An 18,885-nucleotide genomic window follows, 5' to 3' on the forward strand; every position below is an offset into this window, starting at 1 on the left:
AAATATGTCGGACAATAAAAGCAACGGGTCTCGTTTTTCAGCCTATTGGTTATATGCCATATTACTGCTGATACTTATAGGTTTTAATTATTATTCAGGAGCCAGTTTTTGGTCACAACCCAAAGAGATTCCGCAATCTAAATTTGAGGAATACCTTAGCAATGGTGATGTATCCAAAATCATCATCTTAAACCATAAAGAAGCTAATGTATATCTCACCCCCGATGCTCTTAAAAAAGAAGAGCACAAAGAGGTAAAACCTACGGGAAATACCTTTATGCAAGGTGCTAACGCAGGTGACGTACCCCAATACCGTTTTGAATTAGGCGATTTGAGTAATTTCGAAAACCGATTCGACCAAATTGTAAAAGATAACAATCTCAGCACTACTCGTGAGAACAAAACCCAGCAAAACATCTTCGGCGATTTGCTGTTCTCTATTTTGCCTTTTATAGTCATCATAGGCTTATGGATTTACGTAATGCGCCGTATGGCAGGAGGCGGAGGAGCTGGTGGTATCTTCAGCATTGGTAAATCTAAGGCGCGTGTATTCGATGAAAAGAAAGAAACGCGTGTAACTTTTCAAGATGTAGCAGGTTTAGAGGGAGCAAAAGAAGAAGTACAAGAGATTGTAGACTTCCTCAAAAACCCCGATAAATACACTTCATTAGGAGGTAAAATACCACGTGGAGCCCTATTAGTAGGTCCTCCTGGTACAGGTAAAACTCTTCTTGCGAAAGCTGTAGCAGGTGAAGCCCAAGTACCTTTCTTCTCACTCTCTGGTTCTGACTTTGTAGAGATGTTCGTAGGGGTAGGTGCCTCTCGTGTGCGCGACCTTTTCAAGCAAGCTAAAGAAAAGTCTCCTTGCATTATCTTTATTGATGAAATTGATGCTATAGGTCGTGCTCGTGGTAAAAATGTAATGACGGGAGCTAATGATGAGCGTGAGAATACTCTCAACCAACTCCTTACCGAGATGGACGGTTTTGGTTCACATACTAATGTTATCGTATTGGCAGCCACTAACCGCGCTGATATCCTCGATAAAGCACTAATGCGCGCAGGACGTTTCGACCGTCAGATTTATGTGGAGCTTCCTAACTTAAATGAGCGCAAACAGATATTTGAAGTACATTTGCGACCTATCAAAACAGCAGAAACATTAGATATAGACTTCTTAGCAAAACAAACCCCAGGATTCTCTGGCGCTGATATTGCTAACGTATGTAATGAAGCTGCTCTTATTGCAGCACGCAAAGGTAAAACAGCGGTAAGCAAACAAGAATTCCTTGATGCAGTGGATAGAATTGTAGGTGGTTTGGAGAAGAAAACTAAAATTCTTACTCCCGAAGAACGCAAGACAATAGCCTTCCACGAAGCAGGTCACGCTACTGTAAGTTGGCTCTTAGAACACGCCGCACCACTTGTAAAAGTAACTATCGTGCCTCGCGGACAGTCGTTAGGCGCGGCTTGGTATTTACCAGAAGAACGCCAAATAGTGCGTACTGAACAGATACTCGATGAGATGTGTGCTGCTCTTGGCGGTAGAGCTGCAGAGAAAGTGATATTCGATAAGATTTCTACAGGTGCTCTCAGCGACCTTGAGAAGGTAACCAAACAAGCGCGTGCAATGGTAACCATTTATGGGCTTAATGACAAGATAGGTAACCTTACTTATTACGATTCAGCCCAAGCCGATTATAGTTTTACCAAACCTTATAGTGAGAAAACAGCACACCTAATAGATGAAGAGATTTCTAAGATTATAGAAGAACAATATCAGCGTGCTATTGATATTCTCACCGAGAATAAGGATAAGCTTACTACTTTGGCAAACTTGCTCTTAGAACGTGAAGTAATCTTCCGCGAAGATCTTGAAAATATCTTTGGTAAGCGCAAGTTTAAAGACCCACACGATATTATTGAGGAAGAAGAAGATAAATCCTCAGAAGTTGTATCGTAATTACAATAAAAAAGATGTATCAAAGAGAGTTTGATACATCTTTTTTATTCTTTATTTTTCTGTTTTTGCTAATCTTTGATACTCACCCCACGCTTCTATAAGCATAAACTCCATTTGCTTATTTTCCTTCTTCCTTACAAGATCGTGGAACTCGGTTCTCTCCATTACATAATAGGCTAAAACGTCTATTTCTTCTTCGTTTAGTTTGAGTTCTTTTTGTAGAAAGACTTTCATATTTTCACGTATATAGCTAGCGACAGCTAAGTTCTGCTCATTGGCTACAATTTTCTTTAAGAGCTTCTTTCGTCCACTTATAGTATTAATGAGTAAATCAATGCTTAATAAATTTCCTCCTGCACTATGAGTAGCACTATACAAACGTTTTTCAGCAAAAGTACGCTCTACAGGAGTATGCTGTAAAATTCCTAACCTTTGAGCAGAAACCCCTTGATATTTTGATACTTCAACTTCATCAAGCTGATTGACCTGTTCTTTCATCTGTATTAAAACTCCTCCGAAACCAAAATCAGCTTTTGTAAGAGTGCGATAAACAGTTTGCATTCCTACAAAAGTAATTTGCAAAGTATTACGTTCACTTGCTTTTAGTGTAAAATAACCATTGGCATCAGTAGTAGTAACAGCATTGGTATAAAGATTCATCACGTGAGCTCCTGACAAAGGTATTGTATCACGCACCACTCTACCACGCACTTGTTTTTGTGCAAAGACTCCTACACTAAAAAACAACCATATAATTGTTAGATATTTCATAAAATTACTATGAATATTTTACTGTTTCCAAGTATCCGGACTTTTGCGCCATTGCTGGAGCATCTCTAAATCTTCTTTTTTGATACGACCAAAAAGCAAGGCTTTTTCTAATAGACTGTCGTAATCGCCAGCAGTGTAAAGCGGTACCTTCTCCTCGGTAAAACGCTCATTGGCTACATCAAAATTGTAAGAGAAAAGGGCTATCATTCCCAATACCTCAGCACCACTATCGCGTAGGGCTTTTACCGCATTAAGGCTACTCATTCCTGTACTTATTAGGTCTTCTACCACTACTACCTTTTGTTCAGGGCGCAAAAAACCTTCAATTTGGTTTTGTCTGCCGTGTTTTTTAGGTTCAGGACGTACATACACGAAAGGTAATTCGAGTGCATTAGCTACCAACATACCGATACCAATAGCTCCCGTAGCTACCCCTGCAATGACTTGTACTTCGGGAAATTTCTCTTTTACGCCCCTTGCCAATACGCTTGCAAAGTACGAACGAACCTCTGGAAATGAGAGGATTATACGGTTATCGCAATAAATTGGTGACTTCCAACCGCTCGCCCAAGTAAAATAATTTTCAGAATTCAATTTAATTGCGTTAATTTGCAATAAAAATTCAGCGGTATTTTGTGCCGTAATACTATCTAAAATCATAGGTTATGTATGAAATATTTTTAGACGAAAAGTCGATTATTTTGACAAATGTACGAGAAAATATTGAGAACGTCAAATGTTTTCCAATAAAAGATGTTACTCTTGATGTTATCTTGGAGGAACTCAAGCGAAAAGAGGTAGAAAAAATCTACTTATATCACCCTAAGGAAGAAAAACTTATGAAGAAATTTAAGCAACTTATTCCTACCATAAAAGCAGGGGGTGGCATTGTGTATAATCAGGAAGGAAAAGTACTAATGATTAAGCGTCACGGCAAGTGGGATTTGCCCAAAGGAAAGAAAGAAAAGGGCGAAAATATCGCTACTTGTGCTTTGCGTGAGGTAGAGGAAGAAACAGGTGTTAAAAAACTGCTTATCCAGCGCTTCCGAACGATTACTTATCACATATTCAAACGCGATGGGCAATATTTTTTGAAAGAGACCTATTGGTATGATATGACTACTACCTTTAAGAAGAAATTGGTACCTCAAACTGAAGAAGATATAGAAAAAGCGTGTTGGAAAGACGAGGCAGAGGTACGAGAGTTAGTGAAGGATTCGTATAAGAATATTCAGAAGCTATTCAATTAGCAAAGAATCTCTCTCACAAGCTAGTGCGAACAAAACGCTCGTGTCCTTTTTATTACTACCTATACCGAAGCTACATTGAATCTTCAGTGGGTCTACAGTGGCTCTACAGTGGCTCTACAGTGGCTCTACACCGAACACTAAACGGAGTTATAGCGAATATCACTGAAATGCAATCACTATTTCAAACGGTTAATTGTCAATGGTTAATTATCAATTGAAAATTTGTCCTTACCTTTGTACCACTAATATAGCCCTAAAGCCTAACCTCTAAACTCTAAGTAAACTATGGCAAAAATAAAAAACATCTGCCTAACAGAAGGGTCTTCGGGAAAAGTTGGTAACCAATTTTTCTTTCGTAAAGTGCGGAATAAGACTACCAACAGCTAAGAGTAAAAGACGATTTCTATATGGTAAAATAATAACATCACACACGATTTTGGTATCTTTGCACTATATAAGCGAATTATAAATGGATTTATGACTTTACAACAATACTTTGCTGAATATATTTCGGGGGAAACTGAGCAAATAGAAGCCCTTTGCTCCGTGAAACAAACGTTGTAAAATATGGTAGTTTTTATATTAATAATCAGCATTATTCTCTTAAGTGTGCTTTTTCGCAAACGCGAAGAGCATTGGCTCTCTTTTGGCAAAGACCACATCTTGCGAAAATTCAAGCAAGGCGGACGTACCTTTATCTACGAAGAAGCTTCTTTTGGGGCTTCGCAAGAAACGGTGTATTACACCTATCAATTGGTATATGAGCTCACTAAACGCAAAAGCTTATTGGAGAGCAAATACGATTTATACGATTTTTCTTACAACATCTTCTGTTATGAAGAAACAACCCTAAGGATATTTCGCTATGACACTTATATATACCTTATCCGCTCAGTAGGGCCTATGAGTATTGAAGAGTTTGAAAGCATAAACCCAATAATAAGCCGTTAGTAATTAGTCCTCCCACACTTCCCATTTTTCTTCCTCTAAGTTCAATTGTCGGTGGAAATTGCGTATTTGTTCTTCATCAATACGTGGGTTCTTATTCAGTTGGTGCAATATCTCCCGCTGATAATGCAAAATAGCAATGTATTTCTTTCGCACTTCGGGGGTAGTGTTGCACTTAGGCATATCGAGCTGGTATTGCCATATATCTTTTTGATTCTGTAATAGAAAACTATCGGTTATTCCTTCTTTGTAATGCTTTTGCATATAATCTAAAGCCGCTTGCGCTAATGATTTACGAATAAGACTCTCAGCTTCGGCTTCAGGAATATGGTCTTCATAATCGGGAAATTTTGCCCATCGAATAAGCGCTGGCAAACTGAGTCCTTGTACGAGTAGGGTTGCTAATATCACTATAAAAGTAATGTAGAGAATGAGGTTGCGATGCGGAAAAGGCTCGCCATTCTCTAAGGTAAGAGGGATAGAAAGCGCTACGGCAAGTGAAAGCACCCCACGCATCCCCGCCCAGCCCATTACCAAAGGCACCCGAGTACCAGGGTTTCGCCTGTCGGCTACTGCAATGAAGTGTTTCATTACTTGGGTGATGAGTACCGCCCCATATGACGATAGCAGTCGTACCCCTACTACTACCCCTGTGATGAGCAGTCCGTAGTTGGTAGCAGTGGCAAGACTCATACCTTCGGCTTCTATACCTATCAGCACTTCAGGCAAAGCAAGACCTATCAGCATAAAAGCAAGTCCGTTGAGCACAAAGCCTAAAATATCCCATACCGCCACCCCTTTGTTGCGTGTGGAGGCACCAAAAATGCTAGTAAGGTGGAGCGACATATACATACCCCCAGCCACTACTGCCAACACTCCCGACACTCCCATTTCGTTAGCTACAATATACATTATATAAGGAGCAATAAGGGTAAGGATAATATCCATATTAGCATCGGTAGGAAGAAATCTGTGCAGCTTGCGCATCACCCACGCTACTGCCAAACCTATAAGAGCTCCCCCAATAACTACCCAAAGGAAATTTAGCGCCATATCCGTCCACACCAGCTGACCGGTAGTAACTACCAAAGCGGCAAACCTAAACACAATCAGTGAAGAGGCATCGTTGAGCAAACTCTCGCTTTCTATTATTGTGCTGATGCGTTTGGGTACCTTTACAAACTTCATAATCGTTGAAGCACTCACAGCATCGGTAGAGCCTATCACTCCCCCTAAAAGAAATCCTAACGCCAATGAAAACCCAGGGAATACCATATTGGCTACCCACGCCACCGCAGCAGCCGTAATAAAAACTACAATAAAGGCAAAGCTAAAGATAATGCGCCGGCATTTCCACATCTCTTTCAGCGATAGCGAAAAAACATCGGCATACAAGAGTGGAGGCAAAAAGATAATGAGCACCAAATCAGGATTCAGTGTAATGGTTGGGACATTGGGAATAAAGCTAATTGCCAATCCTCCTAACACCAAAAGAATAGGGTACGCTACCTTGAGCCGGTTTGCAAACATTATCAGTAGCATAATAGCCACCATCAAAAGTAATAAGTAAGGGAAATATTGTACCATAGGTCATTAATTATGAGGCGACAAAAATAGTAAAAAATACTTTTTAATCATAATTGATGACTATTTTTATATCTTTGCACTAACAAATAGTAAATTAATTTTTAAAATAGATTTTATGAAAAAGATAAATAAGTTAGCCTTAGGTCTTGTCCTTGCCCTTATAGGGTGCAATACTCAAAAACAAACCTCTTCTTCTACCTTATCTGAAGTAAGTCGTCGGACGGGTGAATATGGAGGAATTGATAAGAGTTATGACGACCAACTTTTTTCTTTATGAAAAGAAATAATCCCTAATTTTAAACAGTTGTATGTTCAAATTTGTATTTTTGCACTTTGATAAATATCATTTAAATAATTTTAATCATTTTTACAATTTCTAAAATTTATAAACTTATGGAATGGATTTTTGACGGAATAGGAACTGCAATTATAACACTGATTCTTGGTTTATTAGTAGGAGGAACAGTAGGATATAAAATAGGCATTAATAAGAATATTGTTAGACAGAAACAGAAAGCTGGCAATAATTCTTCACAGATACAAGTAGGGAGGGACTATAATGGGAAATAAACAAGTTCAAGAAGCCGGTGACAATTCTCAGCAATTCCAAGCTAATAATATGACTGTCAATCTAGGTATTGATGAAAAAAGAGCAAGGGAAATCTGTCAGGAAATGATATTACAGTTGAAAAATAAGTATACAGAGGAAGCTCTTAAAGTTGCAGAATCAAGAGTCTCAGAATTCGAAGACAAACTTCTGCCTAAAATGAAAGCAATAGATGGTGCTTTGGAAGCTTTTGCAGATCCAAGTTTTCAATTACTGCTCGTAGAAGCCCAAAAAACAGCAGCTTCTACAGAAAGGCCTGCTGATTATGACCTTTTATCAGAACTGTTGGTTCATCGTTTTCAGAATGGGACTGATAGAAATACACGAGCTGGAATTACACGAGCTGTTAAAATAGTTGATGAAATATCAGATGAAGCATTACTTGGTTTAACTGTTTTTCATGCTGTAACTTGTATTGAGCCTGTGACTGGAGTTATCGAAGAGGGATTGGATATTCTAAATGATTTATTCGGTAAATTAATCTATGCTACACTTCCTAATGGGAATAAATGGCTTGATCATTTAGATATTTTAAGCACTATAAGAGTTATTAATTTTGTAAGGTTACCAAAGATGGAAGACCATTATTCTGAACAATTCGCTGGTTATATGGATGTTGGGATAAAAAAGTACTCTCAAGAATTCTATAGAGCTATTGAATTACTTAATAGCAACAATTTGCCTAATATATTAATTGAACACGAATTAAATACTGACTATGTCAGATTATGTGTTCTTAATAAAAATGATATTGATCCTACAAAATTAACACATCTTAGCTCTAATAATACTGTAATTTCTTTGACTGATATTCAAAAAAATGCAATTAGGTCTATATATGATTTATATAAGCAAGATGTAGCGATAAGACAGGAAAATGTAAATAAATTTATGAAAGAATGGAACAAACGGACAAATTTAAAAATCCTTAGAGAATGGTGGAATAATATTGAATACCTGATGCAATTGACCTCTGTTGGAAAAGTATTAGCACATGCAAATGCTCAAAGATGTGATAAAAGGTTATCTCCTCTAAATCACTGAATGAATTAAAGTATATTCTCACAAGAAGCTTATTCTTCTTAAAATAAAATGAAAGCCCTCACCCACCCCAAGCTACACGCTCATCTGGTTAATTTTGATACCCCTGAGGCGTGGTCAGATTTGGTTTTGGATGATGCTTAGCAACTAGCAGTTTGCTCATAAATCACTAAGAATATACATTCTCTTCCACCGAACGATGAGCGAAGGATAAGCGAACGATGAGCGAAGGATAATTACACATCGCTCTCAGCAGACCAGAAGTCGTCATCGCTAAAACCTACTAAATAAGCCTTGCGTTTGGCGCGGGTCAGCGCGGTGTAAAGCCAGCGGTAATAGCTCTCATCAATTACATAATCAGGGGGGAGGTAAGGCTTTTCAATAAAGACAATATCCCATTGCCCCCCCTGACTTTTATGACAAGTTAGGGCATAGGCAAACTTTACCTGTAAGGCGTTATAATAAGGGTTTTGCTTCAGTTGCTGGTACTGCTGATGGGTAGAGGAAGCCTCGGCGTATTCGCTTAGCACCTCCTCATACAGCGATTGGCTTTGGGCAGGGCTGAGGGCAGCAGAGTCAGAAGTGAGGGTGTCGAGGAGGACTACGGTATCGAAAGGCGGTTGGAGTTCTCACAAGAATTTATGCTGCGGAATTAAGGTCTTTACATGAAAGTGGGATGTTTCATAGGAGAAAAAATGGTTTCAAGCTTGCAGGAAAAGAAAGAAAATATGTATCTTTGCAATCAGAATTTAAGAAGAGAATTATTAAAAAAGCTTTGTCTTTTGCCTGTCGGCTGTGAGGTGGAGTGGATTTTCAATTTTCGTTTCCTAAAAATTATACTATGGAGTCATTCGTTGAGCTTATATTTGTGCTATTAGGAGCATTCGCATTGGTGATATTGGTCTACAACCTTATCTTTAAATATTCGCCTATCCGCTCGTTTCCCAGCGTGACAACACTTCCTGTAAGGTCTAGGTTGGGCATTCTGGCAGCTACATTTCTCACCGCCGTGAGTATTGTTTTGTTATTTTGTTACGACCGCGAATTACAACAACTTTTTCCAAATTTCTTTGAGTATGGAATATTTGCGCCTTTGATAGCAGTGATTCTGCTTTCGTGCCTGATATGCTTGATTTTCAAGTATGAAAAGAATGTTTGGTTTCGTTGCCATCCCAAACGTAGCAAGCTAATATTACAGGCGGTCAATCATATGTTCCAAATAGAAGGCGTGTTAATTCGCAGTATTGATGACATCAATAATGGGCATGGCGTAAGCTTTTCATGGATTAACGGCCGTTTTATTGCTGCGGGAAAGCACAAGGTGACATTTCAATTCTATACCTATCAGAAACTCCAGCGGTATGCTGACATGAACATTGTCTATACGAAAGACATCACCATGGAGTTTCTCCCGGGCGCTGTTTACATTGTTGAAGCACGCTCGGGAAATAAGAATTTCCGCATTACACGCGACATGAAACAGAGCATATAGCAAACAGCGCCGACCTGAAAAGCCAGCGCACGCTTGCTTGTTGCTGCCAACATCAATTCTTTCTTTCCTTTGGAAAATCGGCAGTTGCTGTTCGTTGAGCCTGCGAAATGAGGAAAGCAAAGAGTTGATGTGAGTCGCCTTTCTATAATATTTGCTCGGCGTGAGCCCTCACTTTCACTTCCTTCGGGCCAATGATGCGGGTCACTGTACCCTCGGTATCTGTAATAAAGGTGGTGCGTATACAAATGAAAGCAATCGTTATTTACCAAGCAGGCGATGCCCACCAATTACAAATAGAAGAACGTCCTATCCCTACGCTAAAAGAAGGGTGGACGTTAGTAAAAGTAAAAGGCTTTGGCATCAATCGTTCCGAGATATTCACACGGCAAGGGCACTCCCCCTCAGTCATATTCCCGCGTATCTTAGGCATTGAGTGCGTAGGGGTAGTGGAAGCTACCACTAGTCCTACACTTAGGGTAGGGCAAACCGTTGTATCGCTAATGGGCGAAATGGGCAGAGCTTTTGACGGCAGTTATGCCGAATATACCCTCTTGCCCAATACACAGGTATATCCTATAACCTCCTCTCTTAGTTGGAGCGACCTCGCCGCGGTACCCGAAACTTACTACACCGCTTTTGGCTCTATGCAGAATCTGCAAATCAAACCTACCGATACCGTGTTAGTGCGCGCGGCTGCCAGTGGGGTTGGGATAGCCTTTTTGCGTCTTGTAAAAGCCCAATACCCAGCCCTTAGGGTAATAGGCTCTATCAGAGGTGATAATGCTGAAAAAGTAGCTACTCTCTTGCGTTTAGGATATGATGCCATCATCACCGATACCGATAACACTTTAGCCACCGAGGAGTGTTTTGATAAAATATTAGAATTAGTAGGTCCTGCCAGCATTAAAGATTCTTTTGCCCATATAAAAGAATACGGCATCATCTGCTCTACCGGACTGTTAGGAGGCAAATGGTATTTAGAAGATTTTGACCCCACCCGCGACCTCCTGCACAATGCCTACCTTACTACCTTCTATTCAGGTAGCGTAAATGCCGAAAAGATAAGGGCATTATTTACCTATATCGAGCAGTACCACGTACCCGTAGCCCCCGAAAAAGTTTTTGCCTTAGAAGATATAGTCGCTGCGCACCAATACGTCGAAAGCAATGCAGGCTATGGCAAAGTAGTAGTGCTAAATTAGCTAATCGACAAATCATTGAATCAGCTCATTAATATAGCAATTCCTGCTTTTGGTATAGAAAAACAGCTCTTTCATCTTCTAACAATCCGTTTTTCTGTACTTTTGCCACTGTAATACTTAAATCTTTATTATAGTGAAAGAAATATTTACTTTTATAATCTTGCTTTTGGGAATGAATTCTTTTGCGCAAATTAGCGTAAAAACGGAATACATTGGCAACTCTGAATTCTACGATGCAGTAGCTGATACTAATACGGGCAATGGTTCGGCTATGATTTATTCGGTAGGCGCAATGGTGCCCCTATCGATGCAAACGCCCGCTGAAGATGACCCTTATAAGCGTGCTACCATTTGGGGCGTGGCTCTTAGCGGTACTTTTGTAAAGATGAACAACCACAACTTTCCTATCGGGAAAGAACTCCCTTCAGAGGTGATGAACCTCGGCGTGAGCGCTATTCATCTCCGCCCTTTAAAAACACGTTGGTCTATGCTTATGGCACTCGGTGCAGGAAGTTATACCCCCGAAAATCGTCTTTCGTCTATTCATATAGGTGAAAATGTAGTAGCAAATGGTGCTGTAGTATTTATATGGCACTGGAAACCCAACCTCGAAATAGGGGGAGGTGCCGCCCTTAACAACACATTTGGCTACCCTATGCTATTCCCTGCCCTTTATGTTAAATACAAAGGTGGTTTTGCCGACAAATTCACTATAGAAGCTGCTTCTATCGATGGTGCAAAAATTGCTTTTGGGTATAACTTTAGCGAGCACTTCAATCTGAAATTAGTTGCTAATGTGGGAGGTTATGCCGCTTACTTAAAACGTAACGGACGAAAGGAAACTTTCACCCAACAGAATATCATCACAGGCTTGCAACCTGAATTTAAAATTGGTAAACACCTAAGTATTCCTATTATAGCAGGGGCTAACTTTTTGCGTTCGGGTGTATATCAAGAGCGTAAACTCTCTGCGATGTTCAAGTCTGAAGCCAAAAATGAAGATGGCACCCCTCGTTCCAGTCAGTTCAATCCTGCTTTTTACCTTTCGGCAGGGATTACAATCGGAGGAAACTAATAACAGGCTTCAAAAATCTAAAAAGGTAAGACTTTACCAAATAGAAACTATGGACGAAAATCCCTATATATTTCTAAAAAACAACTTCTTCTTGCAGTTTCTTATAGCTGATAGATACCGCATCTATCGGCATATAACTGCTTGTTTATCATTGTTGTTGTTTTTCCTAATTACTAAAGAATGGGGAGCCTACAAAGGTTTTGTAGACCATTGGGACTGGATAGAAAGGTGTATGATTATCACGCTGGCTTTTTACCTAAATCTCTATGTCCTTATCCCACGCTTTTTGTTCAGGGGAAAGCTTGTTATCTATGCTTTTAGCCTTATAGGGGTTCTCCTTATTTGCCAAGTGATTACCTATTACCTAAACACAGTAATATGGAGAGAGTATATTATCAGTGAAGACCTAAAAAAAGCGATGGCTTTGCCTATCCCTACCCTATTTATCTTTTCATTATTGAGTTTATTGCCCTTTATAATGCTATCCACACTCATAAAAATATTCCAATTGTGGATAAAAAGCACCGAAAAGATGCAAGAATTAGAACAACAAGCTGCCAAAAGTGAGCTACAAGCCCTCCGTAGCCAGATACAACCACACTTTTTGTTCAATATGCTCAATAGTATCAACACATTGTTGTATATCGACCCCGAAAAAGCCTCTTATAGCATCGCAAAACTATCCGATTTCTTGCGACATTTGCTCTATCAATCGCACGAAGAGCGAGTTTTCCTCTCTTCCGAATTGCGTTTTCTCACCGATTTTCTCTCTTTGGAAGCAATGCGCCGCGATGATTTTACTTATGAGATTACCTACAATGAAAAGAACGTACAAGGCATACAAATTCCCCCCAACATACTGCTTATCTTAGCTGAAAATGCTGTAAAACATAGCATTGATGCCCTTGCTCCTACCTATATCTATATAAAATGTGAACAAAAAGAGGGATGGTTACACTTTTCTGTACGCAATTCCGTACCTTTGCAACCTAATCCTCAACAAAAATTCAGCGGTATAGGATTAACTAACCTCCGCCGGCGGTTAGAACTGCTCTATGGCAACCGTTTTAAACTGTCACAAGAAGCACTACCACAAGAATATTTAGTAACCTTAGCGCTACAACTATGAATTGTTTGATAATAGACGATGAACCCTTAGCCCGTATTGGTATGGAGCGCCTTGTAAGGCAATACAGCAACTTGAAGGTAGTAGGCACCTTCAAAAACACTGTAGGCATTGCTGACTTTCTGAAAAAGAACGAAGTACACCTACTCTTTTTGGATATAGAGATGCCTGGGGTAAACGGCTTGGAGTTTGCCAAAACCTTACCTGAACATACTTTGGTTATCTTTACTACCGCCTACAGCCAATATGCCTTAGACAGCTATGAAGTAGATGCCCTCGACTATTTAGTAAAGCCTATTACTCCCGAACGATTTAAAAAAGCCGTTGCCAAAGCCGAAAATTATCTCCAACTGCTCTCTCAGCAGAAAACCGACTTTGAAGCTACCGATACGCAATACATCAGTATCCGCGCCAATAGACGCAATTACCGCATTCCTCATAACGATATCCTATATATAGAAGCATTGAAAGATTATGTGATTATCCACACCTTCACCGATAAGTACATCACGTGGATCAATCTCAAAAACATACATAGTCAGCTCCCCGATTCGGTATTTGTACGCGTCAATAAGAGTTATGTAGTGAATATACAACACATTACTTCCTACACCCACCAGTTTGTGTATATAGGTGAGACAGAAATTCCTATAGGCAGGGCGTATGAAGTAATTAGCAAATTTGCTAATTAGCTAATTATTCACTACTTTTGCACTCATCATTCGTCATTCATCATTCATCATTCGTCATTCATCATTCATCATTCGTCATTCGTCATTCATCATTCGTCATTAAAATTATGCCTCATACCTCTTCATTACTTTGCAAGGCAATTATAATAGAGACTATAGTTGTTGTTATTTCAGTATATATATTAGGAACAATCTATGGCGGAACAGATGCAGCCGATTCAATTATAGGGATTATCTTTATCCCCTTACTTGCAGGAGTAATTCCCTCTTTCTTAATAGCTAAAATCATAGAAAAGTACATAAAACTCACTTCTAAAAACGCAATAATAGGTGTTCTTCTATTTTTTGTACTCACCTTTATTTCTGTAAATATAGGCGCCATAGTTTTCAGTTTTTTAGAAGATGGTAAATGGATTGATAGACATCATTTATATGAAATACGCGAAGCATTCTTATATTCCTGTGGTATACAAACCTTAGGGGTAGCCATTTGGTTAGGGATAAAACTCGATAAAATCAAGCAATCCTCTAAAAATTAACTTGTAAAAACTCTGCTATATTTTCCTTTACCTGAACAAATGAATACTTTCATAACCTTAGACTTTGAAACTTTTTAAGTAAGAAGAAGTTAATTATCACATTAGCTAATTTGCTAATTATTTTCGTATCTTTGCCCCTAAATCATCAAATACAAATCCAATGAAAAAGATTTTTTTATTCTGTTTAGCCCTTGTGGGCTTTGTAGCTACAGCACAAACCTACGAATTTAAAGTCGTAACTGCTGTAGAATCGGTCGTACCTTATGGAATCGGTCGTTCTCGTTTGATCTCAACTAACGATGAGCGCAATTACAAAGATTTTACCACCACCCGCTCCGAAGACGGGGATGAACGTAACAAAAGCGACCGTGATGAGATTCGTGTCAAAGGTTTTGACGAAACCAAGTTGCTAAACTTCTTTAACCTCGGAGGGATTCGCTTTCAGAATATCGCTGCCAACGATGCCCTTATCACTTCCAAACTCAATGCAATGAGTGAAGAAGGATGGGAGCTCGCCTTTGTTACCAGTGGTGTAGAAAGTAATTCAGGTAAAGACGATTCTACAGGGCTTTTTATCACCCGCTTTGTTTTCAAACGATTGAAAAAGTAGTCTTCAAAATTAGTAAACGTAAAATTGTCAATTTCGTGAAAATTTATCTTCCACATTACCCAGCAGCGCCAACTCGCTGGTTTTGTGGAAGATTAAAATACTTTGCTGTTTTTTAAATAATTACTTACGTTGAACTTTCATTATTTATCACAGAGTCATTTCAAATGGATAACTATATAGTCCCTGTAAAATAATAAACACTAAATATCAGATAAGATGGAAAAAGTATTGACTTTATTGTTCTTAACGACGTTTTTTTGGGCTAATGCCAAAACTGAACCCTTAGAAATACAAGGTGCGGTAGGCAAACTCCGAGGGGTGCTTACTACTCCCGACAATTTTAACCAAAAGAAAATCCCCGTGGTGATTATGTTTCACGGTTTTACTGGAAATATCAACGAGAAAATAAACATTACTATAGCCGAAACCCTTGCCAAAGAAGGTATTGCTTCTGTGCGTTTCGACTTCAACGGACACGGGAAAAGCGATGGCGACTTCGAGAAAATGAGCCTCGATAACGAATTAGAAGATGCGCGCCGTATTGTTCAGTATGTTGAACAACTGCCTTTTGTGAGTAAAATAGGCATCTATGGCCATTCACAAGGAGGGCTGATCTCAATATTGCTCAGTTCAGAACTCGGCAAGAGCAAAATCAAGGCAGTAGCAATGCTAGCTCCAGCAGTTATCATTCACGATAATATGTTACAAGGGTCTTTTTTTGGCACTACCTTCGACCCCCTAAATGTCCCCGATAAGGTGAGCCTCTCCTCAGGCAAAATTACCGTAGGCAAGGACTATATTCTTTCAGGGCAACGCATAAAGCCTTTTGAAGCCGCTAAGCGTTACAAAGGAAAGGTAAAAATCATTCACGGAACAGGTGATAGAGCTGTACCTTACTCGTATAGTGAATATCTTTTGTATTTCTACAAAAACGCCGAATTAACAATCACTCCAAAAGCCGACCACATTTTCTCTAACCAAGAAGATATCCCCGCCACCGAGGTAAGTCAATGGATGAAAAAACAACTTAAATAACGTGAGTTCGATATAACACTGACTTTACTTGTTACCTGAATAAAATGAACACTTTCGCAGCCTTAGACTTTGAAACCGCCAACCAATACCGCAGTAGCGTATGCAGTATCGGACTCGTTTTTGTAGAAAATAACGAGATTGTCGATACTTATTACCAACTGATTAAACCTGCACCAAACTTTTATAGTTATTTCAATACCCAAATACACGGTCTTTCACAGCGCGACACCGAAAAAGCACCGCTCTTCCCCGAAGTATGGGCAGAAATATTGCCAAAAATAAAAGATTTACCCCTTGTAGCTCATAATAGTGTGTTTGATGAAGGTTGTTTGCGAGCAGTATTAGCTTATTACGCGCTCCCACAGCACACCAATCTTTTCTTTTGTACTTTAAGAGCAGCGCGCAAGAGCCTCCCACAGCTTGCGAATCACAAGCTAAACACCGTATCCGCTTATTTTGGATTTGATCTCAAGCAACATCACCACGCCTTAGCCGATGCCGAGGCTTGCGCACATATTGCTTTAGAACTTTTCAAGTAAGATAGCAAGCAAAAATTTTAGCAAATCTAAAAAATTGGCTAATTATTTGTACTTTTGCACTCTATCAATAGCAAACAACGTGTTATCACTTCGCCCCTATTATCACCCCATACAATCGATTATACCTGCGGAAGAAAAAGAGGTTACCTATACCGAGTTTCTTCCGTGTGAGGCTTTGCGCTCATTTATCTATTGCTATTGGGAACTGAAATCACCTCCGCGTAACACGCCTTTCTTTTACCGAGTAGTTGCCGATGGTTGTATAGACCTATTTTTTGACTGCAACGCCCCGCAGATGAGTTCCGTTATGGGCTATTGCAATACATACATAGAGTTTCCTATAACGGGGGCTTTCCACTATGTAGGGGTGCGCTTTCTGCCCAGTGCCTTTCCGCTGCTTTTTGGTCAAGATGCTTTTGAAATCAGCGCACAAGAAATCCCCTTGCGCGAGGTAGTGCCCGCACTGGCTACTTTTATAGCTCAGCAGTTGGAAACTCCCCTTTCGTTAGCTACCATTGCACAATGCTTAGACAACTATTTTCTCCGCCACCTATCACAACGCCCTTTGCAGATAGACAACCGCTTTTTCTCGGCACTTTTGCAGATATTACAGAGCAAAGGCACGATGCACATCAGTGAGTTAGATACTGGTATCAGTGCCCGACAGTTGCGCCGCCTTTTCGACTACTACATAGGCGATAGCCCTAAGACTTTTAGCAATATTGTGCGCTTCCAACATATACTAAGTGCAAAAGCCTATCACAACCATTCTTTTTTAGACACTTATTACGACCAAGCCTACTTTATCAAATCGTTTAAAACATTCTATGGCGATACCCCGAGCAAGGTGTTGGGCTGAAGAATGTCCGTTTTTTACAATCGTATTCCCTGCGCTTGCGGTACTTTTGCCCCCGAATAACAAATACATTATCAGAATGAAATTAAACGCAGGTATTATCACCGAGAAATTAGCCGAGAGCAAAGTTTTCTACACCCAAGTATTGCAATTTGGTGTTACTTTCGAAAACGACTTTTATTTGCTGTTGCACACCCCTAATCACGAGGCAGAAATCAGTTTTTTGTTGCCTAATCACCCTTCGCAACAGCCTCTCTTCCAAAAACCTTTTACCCAACAGGGCGTATACCTCACCATTGAAGTAGAGAATGTAGATGAGTATTACCACAAGTTAAAAGAGCAGGGCGTACCCATTGCCATAGACTTACGCGAAGAGCCTTGGGGCGACCGCCATTTTGCTATTATAGACCCCAACGGCATCGGCATTGACATCGTAACCTATTCCGCACCCGAATAAAAATGAAAATCCCCTCTGAAAGAGAAATCTCTCAGCAGGGATTTTTTAATTTGCTAATTATTCACTATTTTTGCACTCATCATTCGTAATTCGTCATTCGTCGTTCGTCATTCGTAATTTGTAATTCGCCATTTGGTTAGGAGGCAAACTATTTGCTCTCAAACAATCCTCTAAAAATTAACCTATGAGAATATTCCTATTCTTAATCTTTATGCTTAACTATTCTCAAAATATGTTTAGTCAAACTAAGACAGATATAGATACCATCTACAAACAAGATTTCGAGGATTTTACCCTGCGATTAGTCAGAGATGATAGTGGTGAGAAGCAAGCCGAATTCCGTACACTTTATATAGACAAAAAATCAGGAGAAGCAACTAAAATATTTCTCTCTACTTATAAAAAGGACTCTAATTGGGCAACAAGTAAATATTTAGGAGAAGGTGCATATCATACTTATAATATCATCAAAGGATTTCATTTGGACAACAAACTACTTGTTTTCTATTCTTGTTGGGGAGTAGTAACCGCTGTAAGTTTTGATTTAACTACAAAAACACACAAAACCTATTATATAGGATTATACTCTCATACGGGAGCTTTTGCAAATCTCGCACATAGTATGGAAACCAAAGAATATAAAGGTATATTCTATTTTCATATTGAAGCAGGACAACAATACGGTGGGAGAGCTAATATATTAGGCTACTTTAACCCTAAAACTAATGAAATGTATGACTACATTCCTGATAATAATCTTGGAAAACGCATTTCCGATATAGATAAATCTTTTGAAAGCCTAAAAGAAGACAAGGAAACTTCTCTTTTTATAAAAAAGCTACTCATAAGGCTCAAATTAGCCCCTGATAATATAGAAATTTCTTATCTATTTAGGTCTGAATATCAAAATTTCACTTATTTTTTCTATATCAAGGACAATTCATCTACAGAGATTCTAAGATATGATAGCGAAAAAAAGGAATGGTTCGTGGGTGGTTATAGTGCCTCTCCTTCACCAACCTATGAAAAGCCATAAAACCTTTAGAAAACATACAAAGCCCCTCCCCGCTTATAGAGAAATCTACCAGCGGGGAG

22 protein-coding genes and 1 pseudogene are annotated in these 18,885 nt (G+C 39.4%); 19 read left to right on the plus strand and 4 right to left on the minus strand.

Annotation, left to right across the window (positions count from 1 at the left end; translation table 11 throughout):
* The first annotated feature begins 4 nt into the window (after nucleotides 1-4).
* Nucleotides 5-1,963, plus strand: a complete 1,959-nt coding sequence (gene ftsH, locus ACSQ7D_RS01090; RefSeq protein WP_009421535.1) for an ATP-dependent zinc metalloprotease FtsH — start codon at nucleotides 5-7, stop codon at nucleotides 1,961-1,963.
* Between the two features lie 51 nt (nucleotides 1,964-2,014).
* Here ftsH and ACSQ7D_RS01095 read toward each other — a convergent pair whose 3' ends face one another.
* A complete protein-coding gene (locus tag ACSQ7D_RS01095; protein ID WP_437135066.1) occupies nucleotides 2,015-2,734 on the minus strand; it encodes a carboxypeptidase-like regulatory domain-containing protein in 720 nt (239 codons plus the stop codon).
* Between the two features lie 18 nt (nucleotides 2,735-2,752).
* Nucleotides 2,753-3,394 (minus strand): orotate phosphoribosyltransferase, encoded by a 642-nt coding sequence (gene pyrE, locus ACSQ7D_RS01100; RefSeq protein ID WP_289014126.1) that lies wholly within the window; start codon nucleotides 3,392-3,394, stop codon nucleotides 2,753-2,755.
* A gap of 5 nt (nucleotides 3,395-3,399) precedes the next feature.
* Here pyrE and ACSQ7D_RS01105 point away from each other — a divergent pair, with 5 nt between their 5' ends.
* The 3 genes from ACSQ7D_RS01105 to ACSQ7D_RS01115 all read left to right on the plus strand — a co-directional run bounded on the left by ACSQ7D_RS01105 (nucleotide 3,400) and on the right by ACSQ7D_RS01115 (nucleotide 4,935).
* On the plus strand, nucleotides 3,400-3,984 hold the full coding sequence (locus ACSQ7D_RS01105; RefSeq protein WP_437135067.1) for an NUDIX hydrolase: 585 nt from the start codon (nucleotides 3,400-3,402) through the stop codon (nucleotides 3,982-3,984).
* 23 nt (nucleotides 3,985-4,007) lie between these two features.
* Complete coding sequence (locus ACSQ7D_RS01110; RefSeq protein ID WP_437135068.1) at nucleotides 4,008-4,202, plus strand: hypothetical protein; 195 nt, start codon at nucleotides 4,008-4,010, stop codon at nucleotides 4,200-4,202.
* Between the two features lie 349 nt (nucleotides 4,203-4,551).
* Nucleotides 4,552-4,935: a hypothetical protein gene (locus tag ACSQ7D_RS01115; protein ID WP_437135069.1), complete on the plus strand. Its 384-nt coding sequence runs from the start codon at nucleotides 4,552-4,554 to the stop codon at nucleotides 4,933-4,935.
* 3 nt (nucleotides 4,936-4,938) lie between these two features.
* On the opposite strand, the gene ACSQ7D_RS01120 is transcribed toward ACSQ7D_RS01115, so the two are convergent.
* Complete coding sequence (locus tag ACSQ7D_RS01120; protein WP_437135070.1) at nucleotides 4,939-6,519, minus strand: Na+/H+ antiporter; 1,581 nt, start codon at nucleotides 6,517-6,519, stop codon at nucleotides 4,939-4,941.
* A 115-nt stretch (nucleotides 6,520-6,634) separates the two neighbouring features.
* Between ACSQ7D_RS01120 and ACSQ7D_RS01125 the strand changes: the two genes are divergently transcribed.
* The 3 genes from ACSQ7D_RS01125 (at nucleotide 6,635) to ACSQ7D_RS01135 (ending at nucleotide 8,170) form a co-directional block, all read left to right on the plus strand.
* On the plus strand, nucleotides 6,635-6,796 hold the full coding sequence (locus ACSQ7D_RS01125; protein ID WP_308766501.1) for a hypothetical protein: 162 nt from the start codon (nucleotides 6,635-6,637) through the stop codon (nucleotides 6,794-6,796).
* A gap of 116 nt (nucleotides 6,797-6,912) precedes the next feature.
* The gene (locus ACSQ7D_RS01130; RefSeq protein ID WP_164997600.1) at nucleotides 6,913-7,089 is read left to right on the plus strand and encodes a hypothetical protein; all 177 of its coding nucleotides are present in this window, start codon (nucleotides 6,913-6,915) and stop codon (nucleotides 7,087-7,089) included.
* Nucleotides 7,079-8,170: an LPO_1073/Vpar_1526 family protein gene (locus ACSQ7D_RS01135; RefSeq protein ID WP_437135071.1), complete on the plus strand. Its 1,092-nt coding sequence runs from the start codon at nucleotides 7,079-7,081 to the stop codon at nucleotides 8,168-8,170. Before ACSQ7D_RS01130 ends, ACSQ7D_RS01135 begins: the two co-directional genes overlap by 11 nt.
* Before the next feature lie 233 nt (nucleotides 8,171-8,403).
* On the opposite strand, the pseudogene ACSQ7D_RS01140 reads toward ACSQ7D_RS01135, so the two are convergent.
* Nucleotides 8,404-8,787 (minus strand): annotated as a pseudogene (locus tag ACSQ7D_RS01140) (ATP-binding domain-containing protein); the annotation flags it as partial.
* A 221-nt stretch (nucleotides 8,788-9,008) separates the two neighbouring features.
* Between ACSQ7D_RS01140 and ACSQ7D_RS01145 the strand changes: the two are divergent.
* The 12 genes from ACSQ7D_RS01145 to ACSQ7D_RS01200 all read left to right on the plus strand — a co-directional run bounded on the left by ACSQ7D_RS01145 (nucleotide 9,009) and on the right by ACSQ7D_RS01200 (nucleotide 18,826).
* Nucleotides 9,009-9,659, plus strand: coding sequence for a hypothetical protein (locus ACSQ7D_RS01145; protein WP_308766498.1), 651 nt, complete (start codon nucleotides 9,009-9,011; stop codon nucleotides 9,657-9,659).
* A gap of 245 nt (nucleotides 9,660-9,904) precedes the next feature.
* Nucleotides 9,905-10,861 carry a zinc-binding alcohol dehydrogenase family protein gene (locus ACSQ7D_RS01150; RefSeq protein ID WP_437135072.1) on the plus strand — a complete coding sequence of 319 codons (957 nt, stop codon included), beginning with the start codon at nucleotides 9,905-9,907 and terminating at the stop codon, nucleotides 10,859-10,861.
* 133 nt (nucleotides 10,862-10,994) lie between these two features.
* Nucleotides 10,995-11,936, plus strand: coding sequence for a DUF6268 family outer membrane beta-barrel protein (locus tag ACSQ7D_RS01155; protein WP_437135073.1), 942 nt, complete (start codon nucleotides 10,995-10,997; stop codon nucleotides 11,934-11,936).
* 49 nt (nucleotides 11,937-11,985) lie between these two features.
* Nucleotides 11,986-13,065, plus strand: coding sequence for a sensor histidine kinase (locus ACSQ7D_RS01160; RefSeq protein WP_437135074.1), 1,080 nt, complete (start codon nucleotides 11,986-11,988; stop codon nucleotides 13,063-13,065).
* Nucleotides 13,062-13,754, plus strand: coding sequence for a LytR/AlgR family response regulator transcription factor (locus tag ACSQ7D_RS01165; protein ID WP_437135075.1), 693 nt, complete (start codon nucleotides 13,062-13,064; stop codon nucleotides 13,752-13,754). Before ACSQ7D_RS01160 ends, ACSQ7D_RS01165 begins: the two co-directional genes overlap by 4 nt.
* A gap of 107 nt (nucleotides 13,755-13,861) precedes the next feature.
* Entirely contained in the window at nucleotides 13,862-14,293 is a 432-nt protein-coding gene (locus ACSQ7D_RS01170) for a hypothetical protein (protein WP_308766492.1), read from the plus strand.
* A gap of 160 nt (nucleotides 14,294-14,453) precedes the next feature.
* The gene (locus tag ACSQ7D_RS01175; RefSeq protein ID WP_009413888.1) at nucleotides 14,454-14,903 is read left to right on the plus strand and encodes a hypothetical protein; all 450 of its coding nucleotides are present in this window, start codon (nucleotides 14,454-14,456) and stop codon (nucleotides 14,901-14,903) included.
* 216 nt (nucleotides 14,904-15,119) lie between these two features.
* Nucleotides 15,120-15,938 (plus strand): alpha/beta hydrolase, encoded by an 819-nt coding sequence (locus ACSQ7D_RS01180; RefSeq protein WP_437135076.1) that lies wholly within the window; start codon nucleotides 15,120-15,122, stop codon nucleotides 15,936-15,938.
* 44 nt (nucleotides 15,939-15,982) lie between these two features.
* On the plus strand, nucleotides 15,983-16,477 hold the full coding sequence (locus ACSQ7D_RS01185; RefSeq protein ID WP_437135077.1) for a 3'-5' exonuclease: 495 nt from the start codon (nucleotides 15,983-15,985) through the stop codon (nucleotides 16,475-16,477).
* A 79-nt stretch (nucleotides 16,478-16,556) separates the two neighbouring features.
* A complete protein-coding gene (locus ACSQ7D_RS01190; protein WP_437135173.1) occupies nucleotides 16,557-17,336 on the plus strand; it encodes an AraC family transcriptional regulator in 780 nt (259 codons plus the stop codon).
* A 76-nt stretch (nucleotides 17,337-17,412) separates the two neighbouring features.
* Nucleotides 17,413-17,790 carry a VOC family protein gene (locus tag ACSQ7D_RS01195; RefSeq protein ID WP_437135078.1) on the plus strand — a complete coding sequence of 126 codons (378 nt, stop codon included), beginning with the start codon at nucleotides 17,413-17,415 and terminating at the stop codon, nucleotides 17,788-17,790.
* A 232-nt stretch (nucleotides 17,791-18,022) separates the two neighbouring features.
* On the plus strand, nucleotides 18,023-18,826 hold the full coding sequence (locus tag ACSQ7D_RS01200) for a hypothetical protein (protein ID WP_437135079.1): 804 nt from the start codon (nucleotides 18,023-18,025) through the stop codon (nucleotides 18,824-18,826).
* Nucleotides 18,827-18,885: the final 59 nt, after the last annotated feature.

It is taken from the genome of Capnocytophaga sp. G1920 (assembly GCF_051417515.1).